Annotated in this window: 16 protein-coding genes; 5 read left to right on the forward strand and 11 right to left on the reverse strand. The window is 57.0% G+C overall.

All coding sequences use genetic code 11. The features are described 5' to 3' along the window. Positions 1 to 19: 19 nt before the first annotated feature. The 11 genes from bamA to LF252_RS16395 all read right to left on the reverse strand — a co-directional run bounded on the left by bamA (position 20) and on the right by LF252_RS16395 (position 10,999). Positions 20 to 2,551, reverse strand: coding sequence for an outer membrane protein assembly factor BamA (gene bamA, locus LF252_RS16345; protein ID WP_226270656.1), 2,532 nt, complete (start codon positions 2,549 to 2,551; stop codon positions 20 to 22). A gap of 9 nt (positions 2,552 to 2,560) precedes the next feature. Further along, positions 2,561 to 3,307, reverse strand: coding sequence for an isoprenyl transferase (locus LF252_RS16350; RefSeq protein WP_226270657.1), 747 nt, complete (start codon positions 3,305 to 3,307; stop codon positions 2,561 to 2,563). Positions 3,308 to 3,454: 147 nt separating this feature from the next. Then, positions 3,455 to 4,210, reverse strand: coding sequence for a type IX secretion system protein PorG (porG, locus tag LF252_RS16355; RefSeq protein WP_317197866.1), 756 nt, complete (start codon positions 4,208 to 4,210; stop codon positions 3,455 to 3,457). 43 nt (positions 4,211 to 4,253) lie between these two features. Next, positions 4,254 to 5,165, reverse strand: a complete 912-nt coding sequence (locus LF252_RS16360; protein WP_226270659.1) for a DUF6089 family protein — start codon at positions 5,163 to 5,165, stop codon at positions 4,254 to 4,256. A 127-nt stretch (positions 5,166 to 5,292) separates the two neighbouring features. Further along, positions 5,293 to 6,186, reverse strand: coding sequence for an NAD kinase (locus LF252_RS16365; protein WP_226270660.1), 894 nt, complete (start codon positions 6,184 to 6,186; stop codon positions 5,293 to 5,295). Between the two features lie 38 nt (positions 6,187 to 6,224). After that, entirely contained in the window at positions 6,225 to 7,691 is a 1,467-nt protein-coding gene (locus tag LF252_RS16370; protein ID WP_226270661.1) for a POTRA domain-containing protein, read from the reverse strand. A 13-nt stretch (positions 7,692 to 7,704) separates the two neighbouring features. Beyond that, entirely contained in the window at positions 7,705 to 8,382 is a 678-nt protein-coding gene (locus LF252_RS16375; protein WP_226270662.1) for a CBS domain-containing protein, read from the reverse strand. Positions 8,383 to 8,523: 141 nt separating this feature from the next. Next, positions 8,524 to 9,300 carry an alpha/beta fold hydrolase gene (locus LF252_RS16380; protein ID WP_226270663.1) on the reverse strand — a complete coding sequence of 259 codons (777 nt, stop codon included), beginning with the start codon at positions 9,298 to 9,300 and terminating at the stop codon, positions 8,524 to 8,526. Positions 9,301 to 9,305: 5 nt separating this feature from the next. After that, positions 9,306 to 9,917 (reverse strand): anthranilate synthase component II, encoded by a 612-nt coding sequence (locus tag LF252_RS16385; protein ID WP_226270664.1) that lies wholly within the window; start codon positions 9,915 to 9,917, stop codon positions 9,306 to 9,308. Between the two features lie 35 nt (positions 9,918 to 9,952). Beyond that, positions 9,953 to 10,474, reverse strand: a complete 522-nt coding sequence (locus LF252_RS16390) for a CvpA family protein (RefSeq protein ID WP_226270665.1) — start codon at positions 10,472 to 10,474, stop codon at positions 9,953 to 9,955. Positions 10,475 to 10,534: 60 nt separating this feature from the next. Then, the gene (locus LF252_RS16395) at positions 10,535 to 10,999 is read right to left on the reverse strand and encodes a GatB/YqeY domain-containing protein (protein WP_226270666.1); all 465 of its coding nucleotides are present in this window, start codon (positions 10,997 to 10,999) and stop codon (positions 10,535 to 10,537) included. A gap of 162 nt (positions 11,000 to 11,161) precedes the next feature. On the opposite strand from LF252_RS16395, the gene LF252_RS16400 reads away from it, so the two are divergent. The 5 genes from LF252_RS16400 to LF252_RS16420 are packed head-to-tail and all read left to right on the forward strand — an operon-like array spanning position 11,162 to position 15,069. Beyond that, positions 11,162 to 11,875, forward strand: a complete 714-nt coding sequence (locus tag LF252_RS16400; RefSeq protein WP_226270667.1) for a pyridoxine 5'-phosphate synthase — start codon at positions 11,162 to 11,164, stop codon at positions 11,873 to 11,875. 42 nt (positions 11,876 to 11,917) lie between these two features. Further along, positions 11,918 to 12,931, forward strand: coding sequence for a tRNA 2-selenouridine(34) synthase MnmH (gene mnmH, locus LF252_RS16405; protein ID WP_226270668.1), 1,014 nt, complete (start codon positions 11,918 to 11,920; stop codon positions 12,929 to 12,931). 12 nt (positions 12,932 to 12,943) lie between these two features. Next, a complete protein-coding gene (locus LF252_RS16410; RefSeq protein ID WP_226270669.1) occupies positions 12,944 to 13,333 on the forward strand; it encodes a VOC family protein in 390 nt (129 codons plus the stop codon). A gap of 35 nt (positions 13,334 to 13,368) precedes the next feature. Beyond that, entirely contained in the window at positions 13,369 to 14,427 is a 1,059-nt protein-coding gene (gene selD / locus LF252_RS16415; protein WP_226270670.1) for a selenide, water dikinase SelD, read from the forward strand. 48 nt (positions 14,428 to 14,475) lie between these two features. Continuing rightward, positions 14,476 to 15,069 carry a hypothetical protein gene (locus LF252_RS16420; protein ID WP_226270671.1) on the forward strand — a complete coding sequence of 198 codons (594 nt, stop codon included), beginning with the start codon at positions 14,476 to 14,478 and terminating at the stop codon, positions 15,067 to 15,069. Positions 15,070 to 15,115: the final 46 nt, after the last annotated feature.

Raw genomic sequence — 15,115 nt, forward strand, 5'->3', positions numbered from 1 at the left:
AGCAGTGGCGCCGGCGGGATTAGCGCAGCTGCTGCCCGATGATAAAATGGAACATGCCTTTGTCCTGCTTCTGCCCGGGGGTAGAAACCGGCACTTTGTCGAAGCCCCAGCCGTAGTCGAAGCCTAGCAAACCAAATGCCGACATGAAAATGCGGGCCCCTACCCCGGCTGAACGGTACAGTTTGTAGGGGTTGTAGTTGGTGTATTGTTCAAAGGCGTTACCGGCTTCTGCGAAGCTGAGCACGTACACCGTGGCCGCCGGGTTGAGGCTTACCGGATAACGCATTTCCATCACGAATTTATTGTACACCACCCCCCCGGCCGATGATTGACGGGAAGGCGGCAAGGCGTTATTATCGTTGGGGTCGGCGTAGCCACGTAGGCCGATGTATTCGGTACCGGCAATGAAGTTGCTAGAGCCACCATAGCCCAAGCCCGAGCCACCCAGTTTAAACCGCTCGAACGGCCCAATGGGGCGGCTGCTGTTGTAGCTGCCGATAAATCCGAAGTGCGCGCGGGTATTGAGTACCAGTTTGCCTACTACCGGCGAGAACCACGAGGCGTCGAACATCCACTTGTGGAATTCTACCCACTCCGTTACGCTGGGGTGCGCCCCTGGGAACAGCGAGTAGGGCGGCGTCAGGTTCACGCTCAACGACAGCGAGGAGCCGCGCCGCGTGAACGTCGGGTTGTCAATACTGTTGCGCGACAACGTGGTGTTGAACGTCACGTTGGTAGCATTACCAGTGCCGTTGGGGAAGAAGTTATTACCCAGCGCGGTGTAATTCTGCAGCTTATACTGCGTCACAGACAGGGCATTGCTCAGCGTGAAGTAGTCATCGGGCCAGCGCAGGCGGCGGCCCAGGCTTACGCTGCCCCCGTTGGTTTTCAGGAAGGCACCCGTCTTAGCGTCGAAGTTGGTACCAAGACGATAAATAGTCTTGGTCAAGCTCACCGACAGGGAGTTAGGCTTGCGCCCGCCCAGCCAAGGCTCGGTAAATGAGAATGAATACGCCTGGTACTGCAACCCGTTGGCCTGCACGTTCAGGGCTAGGCGCTGACCGTCGCCGGCCGGCACGGGCGTCCAGTTACGCAGGGTGCCTGCTTTGCGCAGGGAGAAGTTATTGAACACCAAGCCCACCGTACCGATGAAGCCCGCATAGCCACCCCAGCCGCCCGAAAGCGTAATCTGATCAGAAGGCTTTTCCTCCACGGTGTAGTTGATATCCACCGTACCGTCGGCTTGGTTGGGCACTGGGTTTAACCCTATTTTCTCGGGGTCAAAGTAGCCCAGCGTCGCAATTTCGCGCTGGCTGCGGATCAGGTTTTCCCGGCTGAATTTCTCGCCCGGCAGCGTGTACAAAGCCCGCCGAACCACGTGGTCGGAGGTTTTGGTGTTGCCGGCAATGTTTACATCCTTGATGCGCGCCTGTACCCCTTCGGTCACGCGCATTTCGATGTCGATGGAGTCGCCTTCTACCTTCGTCTCCACAGGGTCAATCTGGAAGAACAGGTAGCCGTCGTTCATGTACAGCGACGATACGTCCTGGCCCGTAGGGTTGTAGTTCAGGCGCTTGTCCAGCGTTTCTTTGCTGTACACGCTGCCCTCCCGGATGCCCAGCACCGAGGCCAGCGTCTTGTCATCGTACAGGTAGTTGCCTTTCCAGGTAATGTTGCGGAAGTAGTATTTCGGGCCCTCATCTACCTTCACCGTGAGGCGCAGCCCGTCACCCTGCCGCGACAGAGAATCGGAGACAATAACGGCGTCGCGGTAGCCTTGGCTATTGTAGAACTCAATGAGCTTCTGCTTATCGTCGGCAAACTCTTTGGCCTGATACTTACCCGAGTTGAAGATTTTAGGAAACTTCTTCTCCTTGGTCTTTTTGAACTTGCCTTTCAGCTTACCGTCTTTGAAAGCCGTATTGCCCTCAAATACGATGTCGTTGATTTTGACTTTCGAGCCCTTGTCAACATTGATGAGCAGCACCACGCTGTTCGACAGCGCCGAGTCCGGCTTCTGCACAATGTTCACCTTGGCATCCAAGAAGCCTTTGTTGGTGTAGAACTTGCGCACCTGCGAGCGGGTGTTGCTCAGCAAAGCGTCCGTTACCACCTTACCCCGAATGAGCTTAATCTTGTTCTTCAGCTCATCAGCCTGACCCTTGCCAATACCCGTAAACTCGAACTTGGAAAGCCGGGGCCGCTCCTTCAGGTTGAAATCCAGGAATACCCGGTTGCCTTCTACCCGCGCAATGCTTACGCTTACGTCACCGAGAATACCTTGGTCCCAGAGCTTCCGGATGGCCCGCCCGATTTCTTCACCGGGAATAGTAATTGGGTCGCCAACTTTCAGACCGGTTAATCCAATCAGCGTGTTAGGGTCGAGGTAGCGGGCACCACTGATAGTGATTCCGCCCAACGTATACCGTTGGCCCTGCTCGCCCTCTGCCGGAGCTGGTTGGGCTTGGCCCAGCGCTGCCGGAGCCGCCGCCGCGCCTAAAGCCAAAGCAAGTACAGTAGCAGGAAGTAGCTTTTGATACGAAGAACTCATGTTCTGGAATTACGAAACGGTTAGCTGCTCACTGGTTTTCCCAAACCGACGCTCCCGCTGCTGATACGCTCTCAGGGCATCGTAGAAATGCTCGCGCCGGAAATCCGGCCACAGCAAATCGGTAATAAACAGTTCCGTATAGGCCAGCTGCCACAATAAAAAGTTGCTGATACGCTGTTCGCCACTTGTGCGAATCAGTAATTCCGGATCCGGAATGCCTGCTGTTGATAAGAAGCTTGCCATAGTAGCTTCCGTAATCTGCGCGGGCTGCAGCCGACCAGCGGCTACTTCGGCGGCCATCCGCTGCGCCGCCTGCGTCAAATCCCACCGGCCGCTGTAGCTCAGCGCCAACAGCAGGGTGGTACGGGTGCCGCCTTTGGTAAGCTCCATGGCTTCGGCCAACTCCTTCTGGCATGAAGCCGGCAGGTTTTCAATCTGCCCAATGGCCTGCAACCGAATGTTGTTCTTCAGCAACGTAGGCGTTTCCTGCCGAATGGTATGCACCAACAGTTGCATCAGGGCCATTACCTCGTGCTGGGGCCGGCCCCAGTTCTCGGTCGAGAAGGCATACAGCGTCAGATAGCGCACCCCGGCTTCAGCCGCCGCCTCCACGGTTTCCCGTACTGCCGTAATGGCACTCTGGTGACCGAAAATGCGTAAGCCGCCTTTTTTCTTTGCCCACCGCCCATTACCGTCCATAATGACGGCTACGTGCGCGGGGATATTCTGAGAGTCAAGTTCGGACCGGACGGCCATTGGTACTTTTTGCGTAAAGAGGCCGCAAGTTACGCAAATGGTTGCATTCCCCTCTGCCTGATAACCCCTTGCGGTACACCCGCTAAAATACGCACCGCCCCTGACACTTCATGCGTCGGGGGCGGTGCGTGGCTAAGCTGAGTACGGTTACTCTTTCTTACGCTTCTCCTGGCTTTTATCGGGGCAACGAATTTTATAGAACGTGTACGAGATACTAAGCCCGTTGTAGAAGTACCAATCTTGGTCGTGCGGATTGCCTATCCGATCATCCTGGCCCCGCGTCTTACCATCAATGTGGTCCAGTTGGTCTGAAAAAGTCTTGCGGGCCCCTACTTCCAAACCCAGGTTCCAGTGCGTAGACAGGGCGTATTTGAACCCTACCCCGGCGGGTATAGCCACGCTAAGCACATTTCCTTTCTGGTTGAGCTGTGCCTGGTTTGAGCTACCAGTGGTAGTATTGGCAAAGAAGCCCGCCACGCCCACAAACACGTAAGGCGTAAAGTGCACTTTGTCTTCCCGGCTGTGGTAGTCGTAAAAATTATACTCCATTCCCCCTCCAAGCTCAATCAGGTTTCCCTTCATGTAGGCCGCCCGGTACGCGGCAAGCGGAGTGGTGTTACCGTTCGTGCCTTTTACCGTTCCATCATCGGCGCGCAACATTCCTACCAAGGCGTTGGCCCGTAGAGTCACCGCTCCCGACATATCTTTCCGATAAAAAACGGTAGCGGCCGGCCGGTTATTCAGAAACCGATAACCCGGCGATAATTCTCCTTTGTATACCAACCCACCCAAGCCTACGCCTAGCTCGCTGGTATTCTGAGCGGCCGCTGCGCGGCCAAAAAAAATACTCCCTACCGACCCAAGGGCGATAAGGAGCATTTGATGTGAAGCTGATTTTAGCATTACGCTGACTGTTGGAGAAAGTGACAGTCAGCAGCAGTGCTGACTATCTGAATTTGGGGTTGCGTACGCGCGGAGCCAAAATGTAGTTCACCGAAAGGCCCAGCGTGGTGTACCAATCCTTTTCGTTGCTCTTACCACGCATCTGACCGCCCTGATTGAACTTGTCGTACGTGTTAGGAACCTGAGCGGTGCCTTTGGTGATGTCCCAGCCGAAGTACTGAGCAGCATCGCCCTGCAGATTGCTCTTCTGAGCTACATAATTGCCACTTACGTCGTCAAGATAGTCAGTAAAGGTTTTACGGAAGCCCAACTCGATACCTACATCAAAAGCTTTGTTCAGCTTGTAGCGGGCACCCGCACCAAACGGAATCACAAACTGGGTTAGAGAATAGCCCGATGACTGCCCTTCAGTACGCAGAGGCTGCAGATTGATATACGAGCCGGCGCTCAAATTATTGCTGTTCTCGCCAACCAATCCTTTGGGGTTATGGTGAATTACACCTACACCACCAAACAGATAGGGAACAAAATCCGGACGCTTGATGTAGTTATTACGGTTTTCAATCAAATCGAAAACGCCGGTAACTGCCAGTTCCAGAATGTCGTTGCGGAAGTTCATATTCCGGTTGTAACGGAATTTTGCATCCGGGTCGTTTTGATCAGCTGCTTTAGCATCATCACCGGTAATGCGGCCGTACGACAGCGAAAGGCGGCCCGAAATACGCGGAGCGAAACGGCGCATAGCATATAGGCCGATGTTTGGACGGGTAGCGCCGGCTCGGAAGCTGGGAATACTGGGCTTGGGCGTAATATCCCCGAAATAGGCCATGCCGTTCAGAGTCAGGCCAACGGAGTTGTACTGCTTCCGTTTGCTGAACTGCTGTGCACTCGCCTCAGACGCTGCCAGCGCGAGGACCAGCACCAGGGCCAGAGAGTGAGTCAAAAATTGCTTCATATTAAACGAAGGTTAGTAGTATCGATCTGGAAGAGTGCAAAAAGCTGGTATGGGCACGGTTGCAGTGAGTGACAAAAGTAGAAGAAGCCGTGGACTTTAAAAAGATTTATCGGAAAATGTCTATCCTTTAAACGGGTATCCCGGCGGGGTTTCTACGGTCTAAGCCCCAATTTAGCTTACTGCGCAAGGTACTCAGGAAGTTAACGTGGTTTAGTTTTACCAGACGAGCATTAAAGTTTTCTCGGCGAACGGCTATCTGAATACCGGCCTCCACGGTGTTGGAGCGAGAATCGAGCGACAGCAAAAAATTGTTGCTGCGGCCCTCGATTTCAAACGAAATCACGCTTCGATCCGACACAATCAGGGGGCGTACATTCAGATTGTGAGGGCATACGGGAGCAATAATAAAATTGTTCGTTTGCGGGAGCATAACCGGACCACCGCAGCTCAACGAATAGCCGGTAGAGCCAGTTGGCGTAGAGACAATCAGGCCATCGGCCCAGTAGGAATTCAGGTATTCGCCATCAATGTAGGTGTGCACTACAATCATGGACGAAGTATCCCGCTTCAGAATACTGAACTCATTGAGCCCGAAGTTGATATCTCCGAACGTATCTGGGTCGGTATCAACGCGGATGAGGCTCCTGTCTTCCAACACAAAGTGGCCTTTGAACAGAGCGTCAATGGCCTGGGCTATTTTATCAGGGGAGATGGTGGCCAAAAAGCCCAGACGGCCGGTGTTGATACCAAGAATGGGAATCTGCAATGAGCCTACGTGGGTCACAGTGTCAAGCAAAGTACCATCACCCCCAATGCTGAGCACAAACCGGTTGGAGGCTAGTGAGTCGCCGCGGCGGAAAGTGGAAATACCCGCAGGCAACTGAATGTGCTGGCTGAGGTAAGCGTGAAACGATTCCAGAATACTGACTTCGGCCTGACGACGCACCAAGTCGTCTATCATTTCCTGCATGAAAGCAGTCTGATTTTCGTCGAAGGGCTTGCCGAGAATGGCTATCTTCATAACAAAAAAATAACCTAGGCACGAGCTAGGTAAGGCGGTCAGATAGGGAACTGCGTGCGGAAGAAGAATCCGCCCTGTTGCTCCCGGTTACGGGTGTATTCCAGCGTAAACACCCAATCGTAGTACGTAACCAAATGCATGGCTACCCCCGCTGAAGCCAGCAGCCGGTTGGGCAATTGGTTGCCGGGTTGTACGGCTGGCTGGCGTACGTAGCCGGCATCAACAAAGGTATTTAAATAAAAAACCAGCGGGATGTTATTGAAGCGAGAGCTAGGCAGACCGTTGAGTTGAAGCTTGCCCACATCCAGCAACCGGTACGTGAGTCCCTGCTGCAGCAAACCCAGATACCGGCCTTCCAACACGTACGCATCATAACCGCGCACGAGCACATCGTAGCCAAAAGCGCGGTTGTCGGGGTAGGCAAGCGCTTTGGCAAACCGGAGCTGTCCGGTGGCCCCTGCGCTGTAATAGAATGGTCCGCCCAGCGCTACGTAGCGCGCATAACGGCCCCGTACCGTGAGAATGTTCGGGCTGCGGTTGGCGAGAAACGCCCGGTACGTGACGTTCAACTGCGCAAACTGCCCCGTGAGCGGGTAGGCGAAGGTGTTGCGCTGATTGAGGGTGCTCAGGAGGCTGATTTCCGCGTATTCGCGGCGGGGGCCATTGAGGAAATAGCGCGGATTGTAGTGCAGGACGGAATCAGACACTTGCTCGTAGTGATACGATACATCCAGCGCGGTAAGATGCTGCACGGTACGACGCCAGCGGATGCCAACGGATGCATACTGGCGCTCAATAGGAAACCCGGAATCTTGCCGCAGATTGCGGAGTCTGTCGTTGACGGTGGCGTAATCCAGCGCGCGGCTGCGGTAGTACGAGTAGCCGGCCCCAAACCCAATACGCCGACGACGGCCATAGCCGGGGGCTTCGTAGAACAGCTCATATTTGCGGTTGAAGCCTAGCTGCAGGTTCCCCAGTAGCTGCTCGTTGCGGCCCCGAAAGTTGCGGCGCACCAAGTGTACGCCGTAATCAACGCGCTGCCACCGGTCGGGGCGGTCCAGCCAAGAGCGGAAATTTCGGTCGGCCAGCGAGAATATGGGCACTGGGAACGTGTACCACCGCTCCTGCACGCTGTAGAGTATTGTCAGCTCCCCGTCGCGGCACACGGCCTGCACCAACACTTGGTGAAACAGCTGCAGATTGTAAAGCCGGCGGCGGTTGGCCTCTAGTCGGCGGCCGAGCTTGGCTGTGGTGAGCGTATCGCCTTCCCTAAAGTCCAGCTCCGCCCGCAGCACTGTTTCCTTCGTTACCTTATTGCCTACAAACAGCACTCGGCCCACACGTAGCGAGGGGTAGCCCGGGCATTGGGCCAGCACAGCACTATCGGAAGCGGCACGCAGTAGCGTGTCGGGCCAAGAAGCAGCTGGCGGAACGGGCTTTAACGGCACCACTGCTGGTGATGCATAAAAAGCGCCCAGCCACAAAAGCAGAACCGAAAGCAGCACGCGGGTAGGAAGCTCAGATATTGAGGTAGCGCAGCAAGGCGTTGTAGCGCTCCTGTTCGTCCTCGGTTACCTCGCCAGTACCACTAAACTGCGCCGTAATGGAATAGCCAAAACGCTCCAATGTAGCAATAATGCGCGTGAGGTTGGGCGTGTTAAGCTTGAGCGTGAGCCGGATGCGGTACGGGTCGTGCTCATCCTGGGCCACGTGGGCACTCATAATCTTGGCGTTGTTTTCCTCTACGTACCGGCTAATCTGCGACAGGGAGTAATCCCGCTCCTCCATGGCCAGCACCAGAATACCCTGCTGACTAGTGGTAACGGGCACTTTACCGAAGGCCGCCAGCGTGTCGCTAACCGTTACCACGCCCATATACTCGTGTTGGGCATCGAGCACGGGTACCAGTTGAATTTTATTCTGAACGGCCAGTTCAATGATGTTATAGAAATGCTGATCGTGCTGCACGTGTACTTCGGCGTAGTTCAGCGGCAGGCTGCCAAGCAGGCACTCTACCCCTTCCCTATCCAGCAAGTCCGATTCAGTAATCAGGCCCCGGTACTGACGATTATCGAGCACGGGCAATTGGCCAACGTGAAACTCCTCCAGCCAGCGGGCAGCCTTCTCCGTGGAATCCGTCACCTTCAGAGGCGGAATCATCTGATTCAGTAAGTCTTCGGCAAGAATGGAATTCATTGGAGAAGGAACAAAAGCGAAATTAAAGCTCCAGCAATATAAGCTACCCGTACGCAGGAAAACTACCCGAAGCAGAGGTTACCGCTAGTGTACGGTAAGGAGCGCCGAACTGGCGTAGGGGTTGCACCTGAGAGTACTCTCCTACACACTTACCGGCATGCTGGTGCGGGCCAAGAAAGCCTGCAGCAAGTGGTTGAATTCACGGGGCCGCTCCATCATGGGGGCGTGGCCGCAATGATCGAGGAAGCGGAGTTCCGAGTGCCGAATCAGGCGGTTGAACTCGTGGGCTACTACAGGCGGCGTGATGGTATCATTCAGGCCCCATACAAGCAGCGTGGGCACTTGAATCTTTTGTAGCTCTTTAGCCAGGTTATGCCGCTGGGCGGAGCGGGCAATGCTGATGATGCGCAGACACTTAGCGTTGGAATTAGTAACACTGAACACTTCATCAACCAGCTCCTGCGTGGCCACGGCGGGGTCGTAGAAGGTGTAGGCTACCCGTTCCTGCACATAGGCGTAGTTGCCACGCTTGGGGAAAGAGCCGCCCATGCCATCCTCAAACAACCCGCTGCTGCCAGTGAGTACCAACCGGCTTACTCGGGTTGGGTTTTGCAGCGCGTACACCAAGGCAATGTGCCCGCCAAGGGAGTTGCCCAATACGGTGCAGGGCTGGGTTAGATTGATTTCAGCCAGAAAATCCTCTACAAAATTGACGAGGCCCGGTACGCCGGCTTTAAGCAGCGGCATATCGTAGATGGGCAGCAGCGGAATAATCACCCGGTAGGTGGGGCTGAAATGCTGCACTACGTCCTGCCAGTTGCTCAGGGCACCAAACAGGCCGTGCAGCAGCAGCAGCACCTCCCCAGTGCCTTCATCAACGTACTGAAATCCGTTTTTTTCCTTGATCTGCAACTCCATTGTGACTAGGAAATGCACCCGCTGCTGACCGGAGCAGGCTGTGCAATGATACAATTCTTGACCCAATTGCCCAGAAGTGCTAATCCGTGCGGGGTCAGCAGCGCTTCCGGGTGAAATTGCACGCCGTAGACTGGCAGTGTACGGTGACGCAGGGCCATAATTTCGCGGCTGTTATCGGCGGTGTAGGCCAGCGGCTCGAGGCAATCTGGCAACGCCTGCACTACCAGCGAGTGGTAGCGGGTAACCGGCATGTGGGCCGGCAGGTTTTGCCAGAGGGCATCGGGCTGCGTCCACTCAATTTCCGAAATCTTGCCGTGCATGGGCCGCTGCCCCCGCTGCACACGGGCCCCGAAAAACTCGCCCAGCGCCTGGTGCCCCAAACAAACGCCCAGGATAGGCTTGCTGGTATGGTACTGCTGGATTACCGGCAGCAAATTACCCGCGGCAGCCGGAGTACCCGGCCCCGGCGAAAGCACTAAGGCATCAAACGTAAGCTGCTGCAGTTCTGGCAACGGCGTATCGTTGCGGCGCACCACCACCTCGCACCCCAACTGCCGCAGATAATCCAGCAGGTTGTAGGTGAATGAATCGAAGTTGTCGAGTAGTAATACGCGCATAAATACCAGTAAGTAAGCCTCCCCATGGGAACGGCCTAGAACACACCCCGCAGCCGCTCCAGCAGCGTACCGGCGAAGGGCATTACGAAGGCCACCACGCTCAGGGCAACCGGCGTAGCCTGCTGCACAATGGGCAGCACCTGGGAGCCAGCCACCAACTCGGGCGAAATCAGCCGTACGCCGGCCAACCCAATGCCGTGCAGTAGCAGGCTCATGCCCAGCACCCACTTCAGCACCCCGCTGGCGGCTCCGCCCAGGTTATCCAGCATCCCCAGTGGCGTGAGGTGTACGGCCGTTTTGATGAACGTACTGAGCAGGTGCACGCCCCACACAATAGCGGCAAACACCAGTATAAACGACACCAGCGGCAGCAGCCCAAATGCCTCACCTACGTAATGCCGCACCAGCGGAATAGCGTCGTTGAGAAGGGCCAGGCCACCTACCACGCCCAGTACGAAAGCCAGCAGCGACGCTACTTCCAGCACCAGCCCGCGCCGGTACCCCTGCACGGCTCCAATGGCCAGCGGAATCAGCAGCAGGATATCGAACGTCGACATGCAGCGGGCGGAATCATGAGGCTAGTGTTGAAGCCAGAGGCTTCAGCACCAACGCTTACTTTACAAATTCGTGTTGTTCAGCAGGTTGCTTACCGTCTGGGAAATCATGCGGCCATCGGCCTGACCCGACAGCTCGCGGGCGGCTACGCCCATTACCTTGCCCAAGTCAGAAGGACCAGTAGCACCTACACGCTGAATGATGGCCACCAGCTTCTCCACCAAATCAGCCTCAGAAAGCTGCTGGGGCAGGTATTCCTCAATGATAGCCAGCTCGGCCAGTTCTACTTCTTCCAGGTCGGAGCGGAACTGCTTCTGGTAGGTTTCGGCGGCTTCGCGGCGCTGCTTGGCAGCTTTGGTCAGCAGCTTCATTTCGGCATCAGCGGTGAGGGGTGCACCGTGCTGGCCTTCGGCAGTTTCGGCCAGCAAAATCTGCGACTTGATGCTGCGCAGGGCCGTGAGGCGCACTTTGTCTTTGGCCAGCATGGCCTTTTTAATATCAGCGTCGATGGTTTCTTTCAGAGCCATAGCAAGGAGGGATAATGTGAGTGCAAGATTACGGCTTTTTTCAGGCAACGGCGGGAAGCAGCCACCGTGGAAAGTCACCAGCATTGGGGCAGGGCTGAAACCCGGAAGCCGGGCCGCCGGTTTGGCTCCGTATCTTTGGACACGTACCTGTTAGTCTGCCGTATGACAAAGCTTAGCGTAAACATAAATAAAATAGCCACCCTCCGGAATGCCCGCGGCCACAACCGCCCCGACCTGCTGCAGGCGGCCCGGGATTGTGAGCGGTTTGGTGCCCAAGGCATTACGGTGCACCCCCGCCCCGATGAGCGTCACATCCGGTACCAGGACGTGCGCGACCTGAAAGCTGTGGTGACTACTGAGCTGAACGTAGAAGGCAACCCCACGCCTGATTTCATTGACTTGGTGCGGGAAGTGCGGCCGGAGCAAGTGACGCTGGTACCCGATGCGCCCGACGCCATTACCTCCAATGCCGGTTGGGACACCATTCAGCACCAGGAATACCTACAGCAGATTGTAGCTGACCTCAAAGGCATTGGATGCCGGGTGAGCATTTTCCTGGACCCCGTGCCCGAGCTGGTGCGCGCCGCCGCTACCACCGGCACCGACCGGATTGAGCTGTACACGGAGGACTACGCCCGCCAGTACCACGCCAACCCTGAGGCCGCGTTGCGCCCCTACCGCGAAGCCGCCATTGTGGCTCAGGAGCTAGGCCTGGGCCTGAATGCCGGCCACGACCTGGACCTGGATAATCTGGCTTACCTGCATCAGCACCTGCCCGGCCTGGCCGAAGTCAGCATTGGGCACGCCCTCATTTGTGATGCACTGTATCTGGGGCTGGAAAATACCATTCAGCTGTACCGCCGGCAGTTGAAGTAACAGCCACGGTCTACTCCTCTTTCTTCTCTCTTCCTTACTGCCGTGCCGCGCCTGCTCCTCCCCGACTTTCTTGCTCAACCCGCAGAAATACCCATTCTGGATGTGCGCGCCCCGGTGGAGTATGCCCACGGGCACATTCCGGGAGCCGTTAGCTTTCCGCTGTTTACGGATGAGGAGCGGGCCCGTATTGGTACAGCCTACAAGCAAATCAATCAGGACAAAGCCGTACTGATGGGCCTGGACTTCTTTGGGCCTAAGATGAGCCAGCTGGTGAAACAGGCGCAGAAGCTGGCCCCGCACAAGCAAGTGCGGGTACATTGCTGGCGGGGCGGCATGCGCTCCGGGGCGGTGCAGTGGCTGCTGGAGCTGGCCGGTTTTCAGGTGCAGCTACTTGATAAAGGCTACAAGGATTACCGCCGGGGCGTGCTGGCTACGTTTGACCAGCCTCGCCCGCTGTGGGTGCTGGGCGGCCTCACCGGCTCCGGCAAAACCGATGTGCTGCACGCCCTGGCGGCTCAAGGACAGCCGGTGCTGGACCTGGAAGGGCTGGCCCACCATAAAGGCTCCGCGTTTGGCAGCATTGGCATGCCGACAGCCCCAACCCAGGAGCAGTTTGAGAATAACCTGGCCGCCGCCCTGCAGCAACTGCCTGTAGCGCAACCCGCTTGGGTAGAGGATGAGAGCCGCACCATTGGCGGAGTGCACTTGCCCGCTGTGTTATATGAGCAGTTGCAGCAGGCTCCGCTGCTAGTGCTGGAAGTACCCCGGGCGGCGCGCGTGCAAAAGCTGGCCGAGGAGTACGGCCGCCACGACCCGGCAGCTTTGGCTGCTTCCATTCTCCGTATCCGGAAGCGGTTGGGGGGCCTGGCTACCAAAGAAGCCCTAGCCGCCATTGGAGAGGACGACATGGAGAAAATGGTGAGTGTGGTGCTAGATTACTACGACCGAACGTATCTGCACGGGCTAGGCAACCGGCCGTTGGTGAAAGTGGCTGCCCCCACCTGCGACGCCTCCCACAATACCGAACTGGTTCGGCAGGCTGCCTTGACCCTCTAACCTCCTGTAACTATGCTGCCTGTTCTGCGCGTTGCCCGCCCTACCGACAACCTGGCGGCCCTCCTGCCCTTTTACCAGCAAGGTCTGGGGTTTTCGGTACTGGCTTCGTTCACCGCTCACAACGGGTTTGATGGCGTGATGCTGGGCCACCCCCAGGCACCTTACCACTTGGAGTTCACCCATCAGCCGGGTCATTACGTTGGTCGGGCTCCTACCACTGACAACTTGCTGGTATTCTACCTTCCCGACCCTGCCGAATGGCAGCAAGCGGTGGCGCGCATGACTGCGGCGGGGTTTGCGCCCGTATCTTCGTTCAACCCTTACTGGGACCAGCACGGCCGCACCTTTGAAGACCCGGATGGGTACCGCGTGGTGCTGCAATGCGCCTCCTGGCAATTGTAGCCCGGTCTATTCCCGACTTTTCTCCTGATTCTGCAATGACTCCTTCCGATACCACCGCCGACATTCGTCTGACTCAATACAGCCACGGCGCGGGCTGCGGCTGCAAGATTGCCCCCAAGGTGCTGGACCAAATTCTGCACACCAGCCTGCCCCAACCGCACCACGACAAGTTGCTGGTAGGCAACGCCTCCCGCGACGATGCGGCCGTGTACGACATCGGAGGTGGCCAGGCCATCATCAGCACCACCGACTTCTTCATGCCCATCGTGGACGATGCCTACGATTTTGGACGCATTGCCTCGGCCAACGCCATCAGCGACGTGTACGCCATGGGGGGCCGGCCCGTAATGGCCATTGCCGTGCTGGGCTGGCCCATTGATAAGCTGGCGCCTGAGGTAGCCCGCCGCGTAATTGAGGGCAGCCGCAGTATTTGCCAGGAGGCAGGCATACCGCTGGCCGGTGGCCACAGCATCGATTCACCGGAGCCAATTTTCGGGCTGGCCGTCACCGGATTGCTCAACATTGAGAACCTCAAGCAGAACGATACCGCCACTGCCGGTTGTGAGCTGTACCTAACCAAACCCCTGGGTGTAGGCATGCTCACCACGGCGCAGAAGCGGGGAATACTCCAGCCCGAACACGCCCATATTGCCCCCCAAAGCATGATGCAGCTCAACAAGATTGGGGCGGAGCTGGGCCAGCTACCCGGCGTGCGGGCCATGACCGACGTAACGGGTTTTGGCCTACTAGGCCATTTGGCGGAGGTGTGCGAAGGCAGCAACCTCACCGCCGAAATCAGCTTTGCCCGCGTGCCGCGCCTACCCGAGGCCGAGCAATACCGCCAGCAAAAAGCCATACCGGGCGGTACCGTGCGCAACTGGGACTCCTACGGACACAAGGTAGGCCCCATCACCGACGAGCAGCGGGCCTGGCTCTGTGACCCGCAGACATCGGGAGGGCTGCTGGTGTGCGTGGAACCCGGTAGCCGGGCGGCGGCGCAGGCCGTATTTGAGCAGCACGGGTTGCAGTTGAAGCCTTTCGGCGCCTTGCGCGCACATGCCCCGCAGGAGCCCTGGATTATTGTTGCGCCCTGATGCTGGTTGGTAGCCTTCCGCCAGTGCTGAGCGCATAGCCCTTGCCAGATGAAAATTATATCGGTTTTGCGCCCGTTGCTGGAAGCGGCCGCCGTAGTGGCTGTTGTGGTTACCGGTTTGCGGTTGCTCACAGGCCTTTTCGGCCGCAAGAGCCGGGTGTACCAGCTAAGTGCGGCGCGGCAGTTCCGGTTACTGTTCTGGCCGCTGCTATGCCTGGGCGTTGGTCTGCCGTTTATGGCCTCATTCCTGTACGCGGGTAGCCTATCGGCATTCGAGCTTATTCTTTTGCTAGCCTTGGCGGCCGTGGTCGTTGGGTTTTCGTTCCCGGCCTTTGTGCTGCACCTGCTTTACTATGTCCGCAACCAGCACACTGCACTGGTATTCGACCCGAAGCAAAATGTGCTGGAAGTGCACGAAAACGGCCAGCGCATCCCGTTTGCCAAGAGTGACTTGCTAGAGGTGCGGTACGTGACAAACCGGTCGGACCGAGTATTCTGGAGCTCGTACAACTATCTGCAGCTCCACCTCCGTTCTGGCCAGATCCTGACGCTTACCTCCTTGCTATTGCCGCTGGAGCCGCTGGCCGATTTTCTGCGCAGCACCCCTTTGGTGCGACAACGCCGGTGGTTTTGTTGGGTATAGCGGGTGCATTTTCGTGCGTTTCCACCTGCATCTTCTCTTTATAGCG

This window comes from Hymenobacter pini (genome assembly GCF_020421205.1).
Taxonomy (GTDB): domain Bacteria; phylum Bacteroidota; class Bacteroidia; order Cytophagales; family Hymenobacteraceae; genus Hymenobacter; species Hymenobacter pini.

Coding starts and splice junctions, on each gene's coding strand:
- bamA (WP_226270656.1), bottom strand. CDS start 2,551: ATGAGTTCTTCGTATCAAAAGCTACTTCCTGCTACTGTACTTGCTTTG.
- LF252_RS16350 (WP_226270657.1), bottom strand. CDS start 3,307: ATGGCCGTCCGGTCCGAACTTGACTCTCAGAATATCCCCGCGCACGTA.
- porG (WP_317197866.1), bottom strand. CDS start 4,210: ATGCTAAAATCAGCTTCACATCAAATGCTCCTTATCGCCCTTGGGTCG.
- LF252_RS16360 (WP_226270659.1), bottom strand. CDS start 5,165: ATGAAGCAATTTTTGACTCACTCTCTGGCCCTGGTGCTGGTCCTCGCG.
- LF252_RS16365 (WP_226270660.1), bottom strand. CDS start 6,186: ATGAAGATAGCCATTCTCGGCAAGCCCTTCGACGAAAATCAGACTGCT.
- LF252_RS16375 (WP_226270662.1), bottom strand. CDS start 8,382: ATGAATTCCATTCTTGCCGAAGACTTACTGAATCAGATGATTCCGCCT.
- LF252_RS16380 (WP_226270663.1), bottom strand. CDS start 9,300: ATGGAGTTGCAGATCAAGGAAAAAAACGGATTTCAGTACGTTGATGAA.
- LF252_RS16385 (WP_226270664.1), bottom strand. CDS start 9,917: ATGCGCGTATTACTACTCGACAACTTCGATTCATTCACCTACAACCTG.
- LF252_RS16390 (WP_226270665.1), bottom strand. CDS start 10,474: ATGTCGACGTTCGATATCCTGCTGCTGATTCCGCTGGCCATTGGAGCC.
- LF252_RS16395 (WP_226270666.1), bottom strand. CDS start 10,999: ATGGCTCTGAAAGAAACCATCGACGCTGATATTAAAAAGGCCATGCTG.
- LF252_RS16400 (WP_226270667.1), top strand. CDS start 11,162: ATGACAAAGCTTAGCGTAAACATAAATAAAATAGCCACCCTCCGGAAT.
- LF252_RS16410 (WP_226270669.1), top strand. CDS start 12,944: ATGCTGCCTGTTCTGCGCGTTGCCCGCCCTACCGACAACCTGGCGGCC.
- selD (WP_226270670.1), top strand. CDS start 13,369: ATGACTCCTTCCGATACCACCGCCGACATTCGTCTGACTCAATACAGC.
- LF252_RS16420 (WP_226270671.1), top strand. CDS start 14,476: ATGAAAATTATATCGGTTTTGCGCCCGTTGCTGGAAGCGGCCGCCGTA.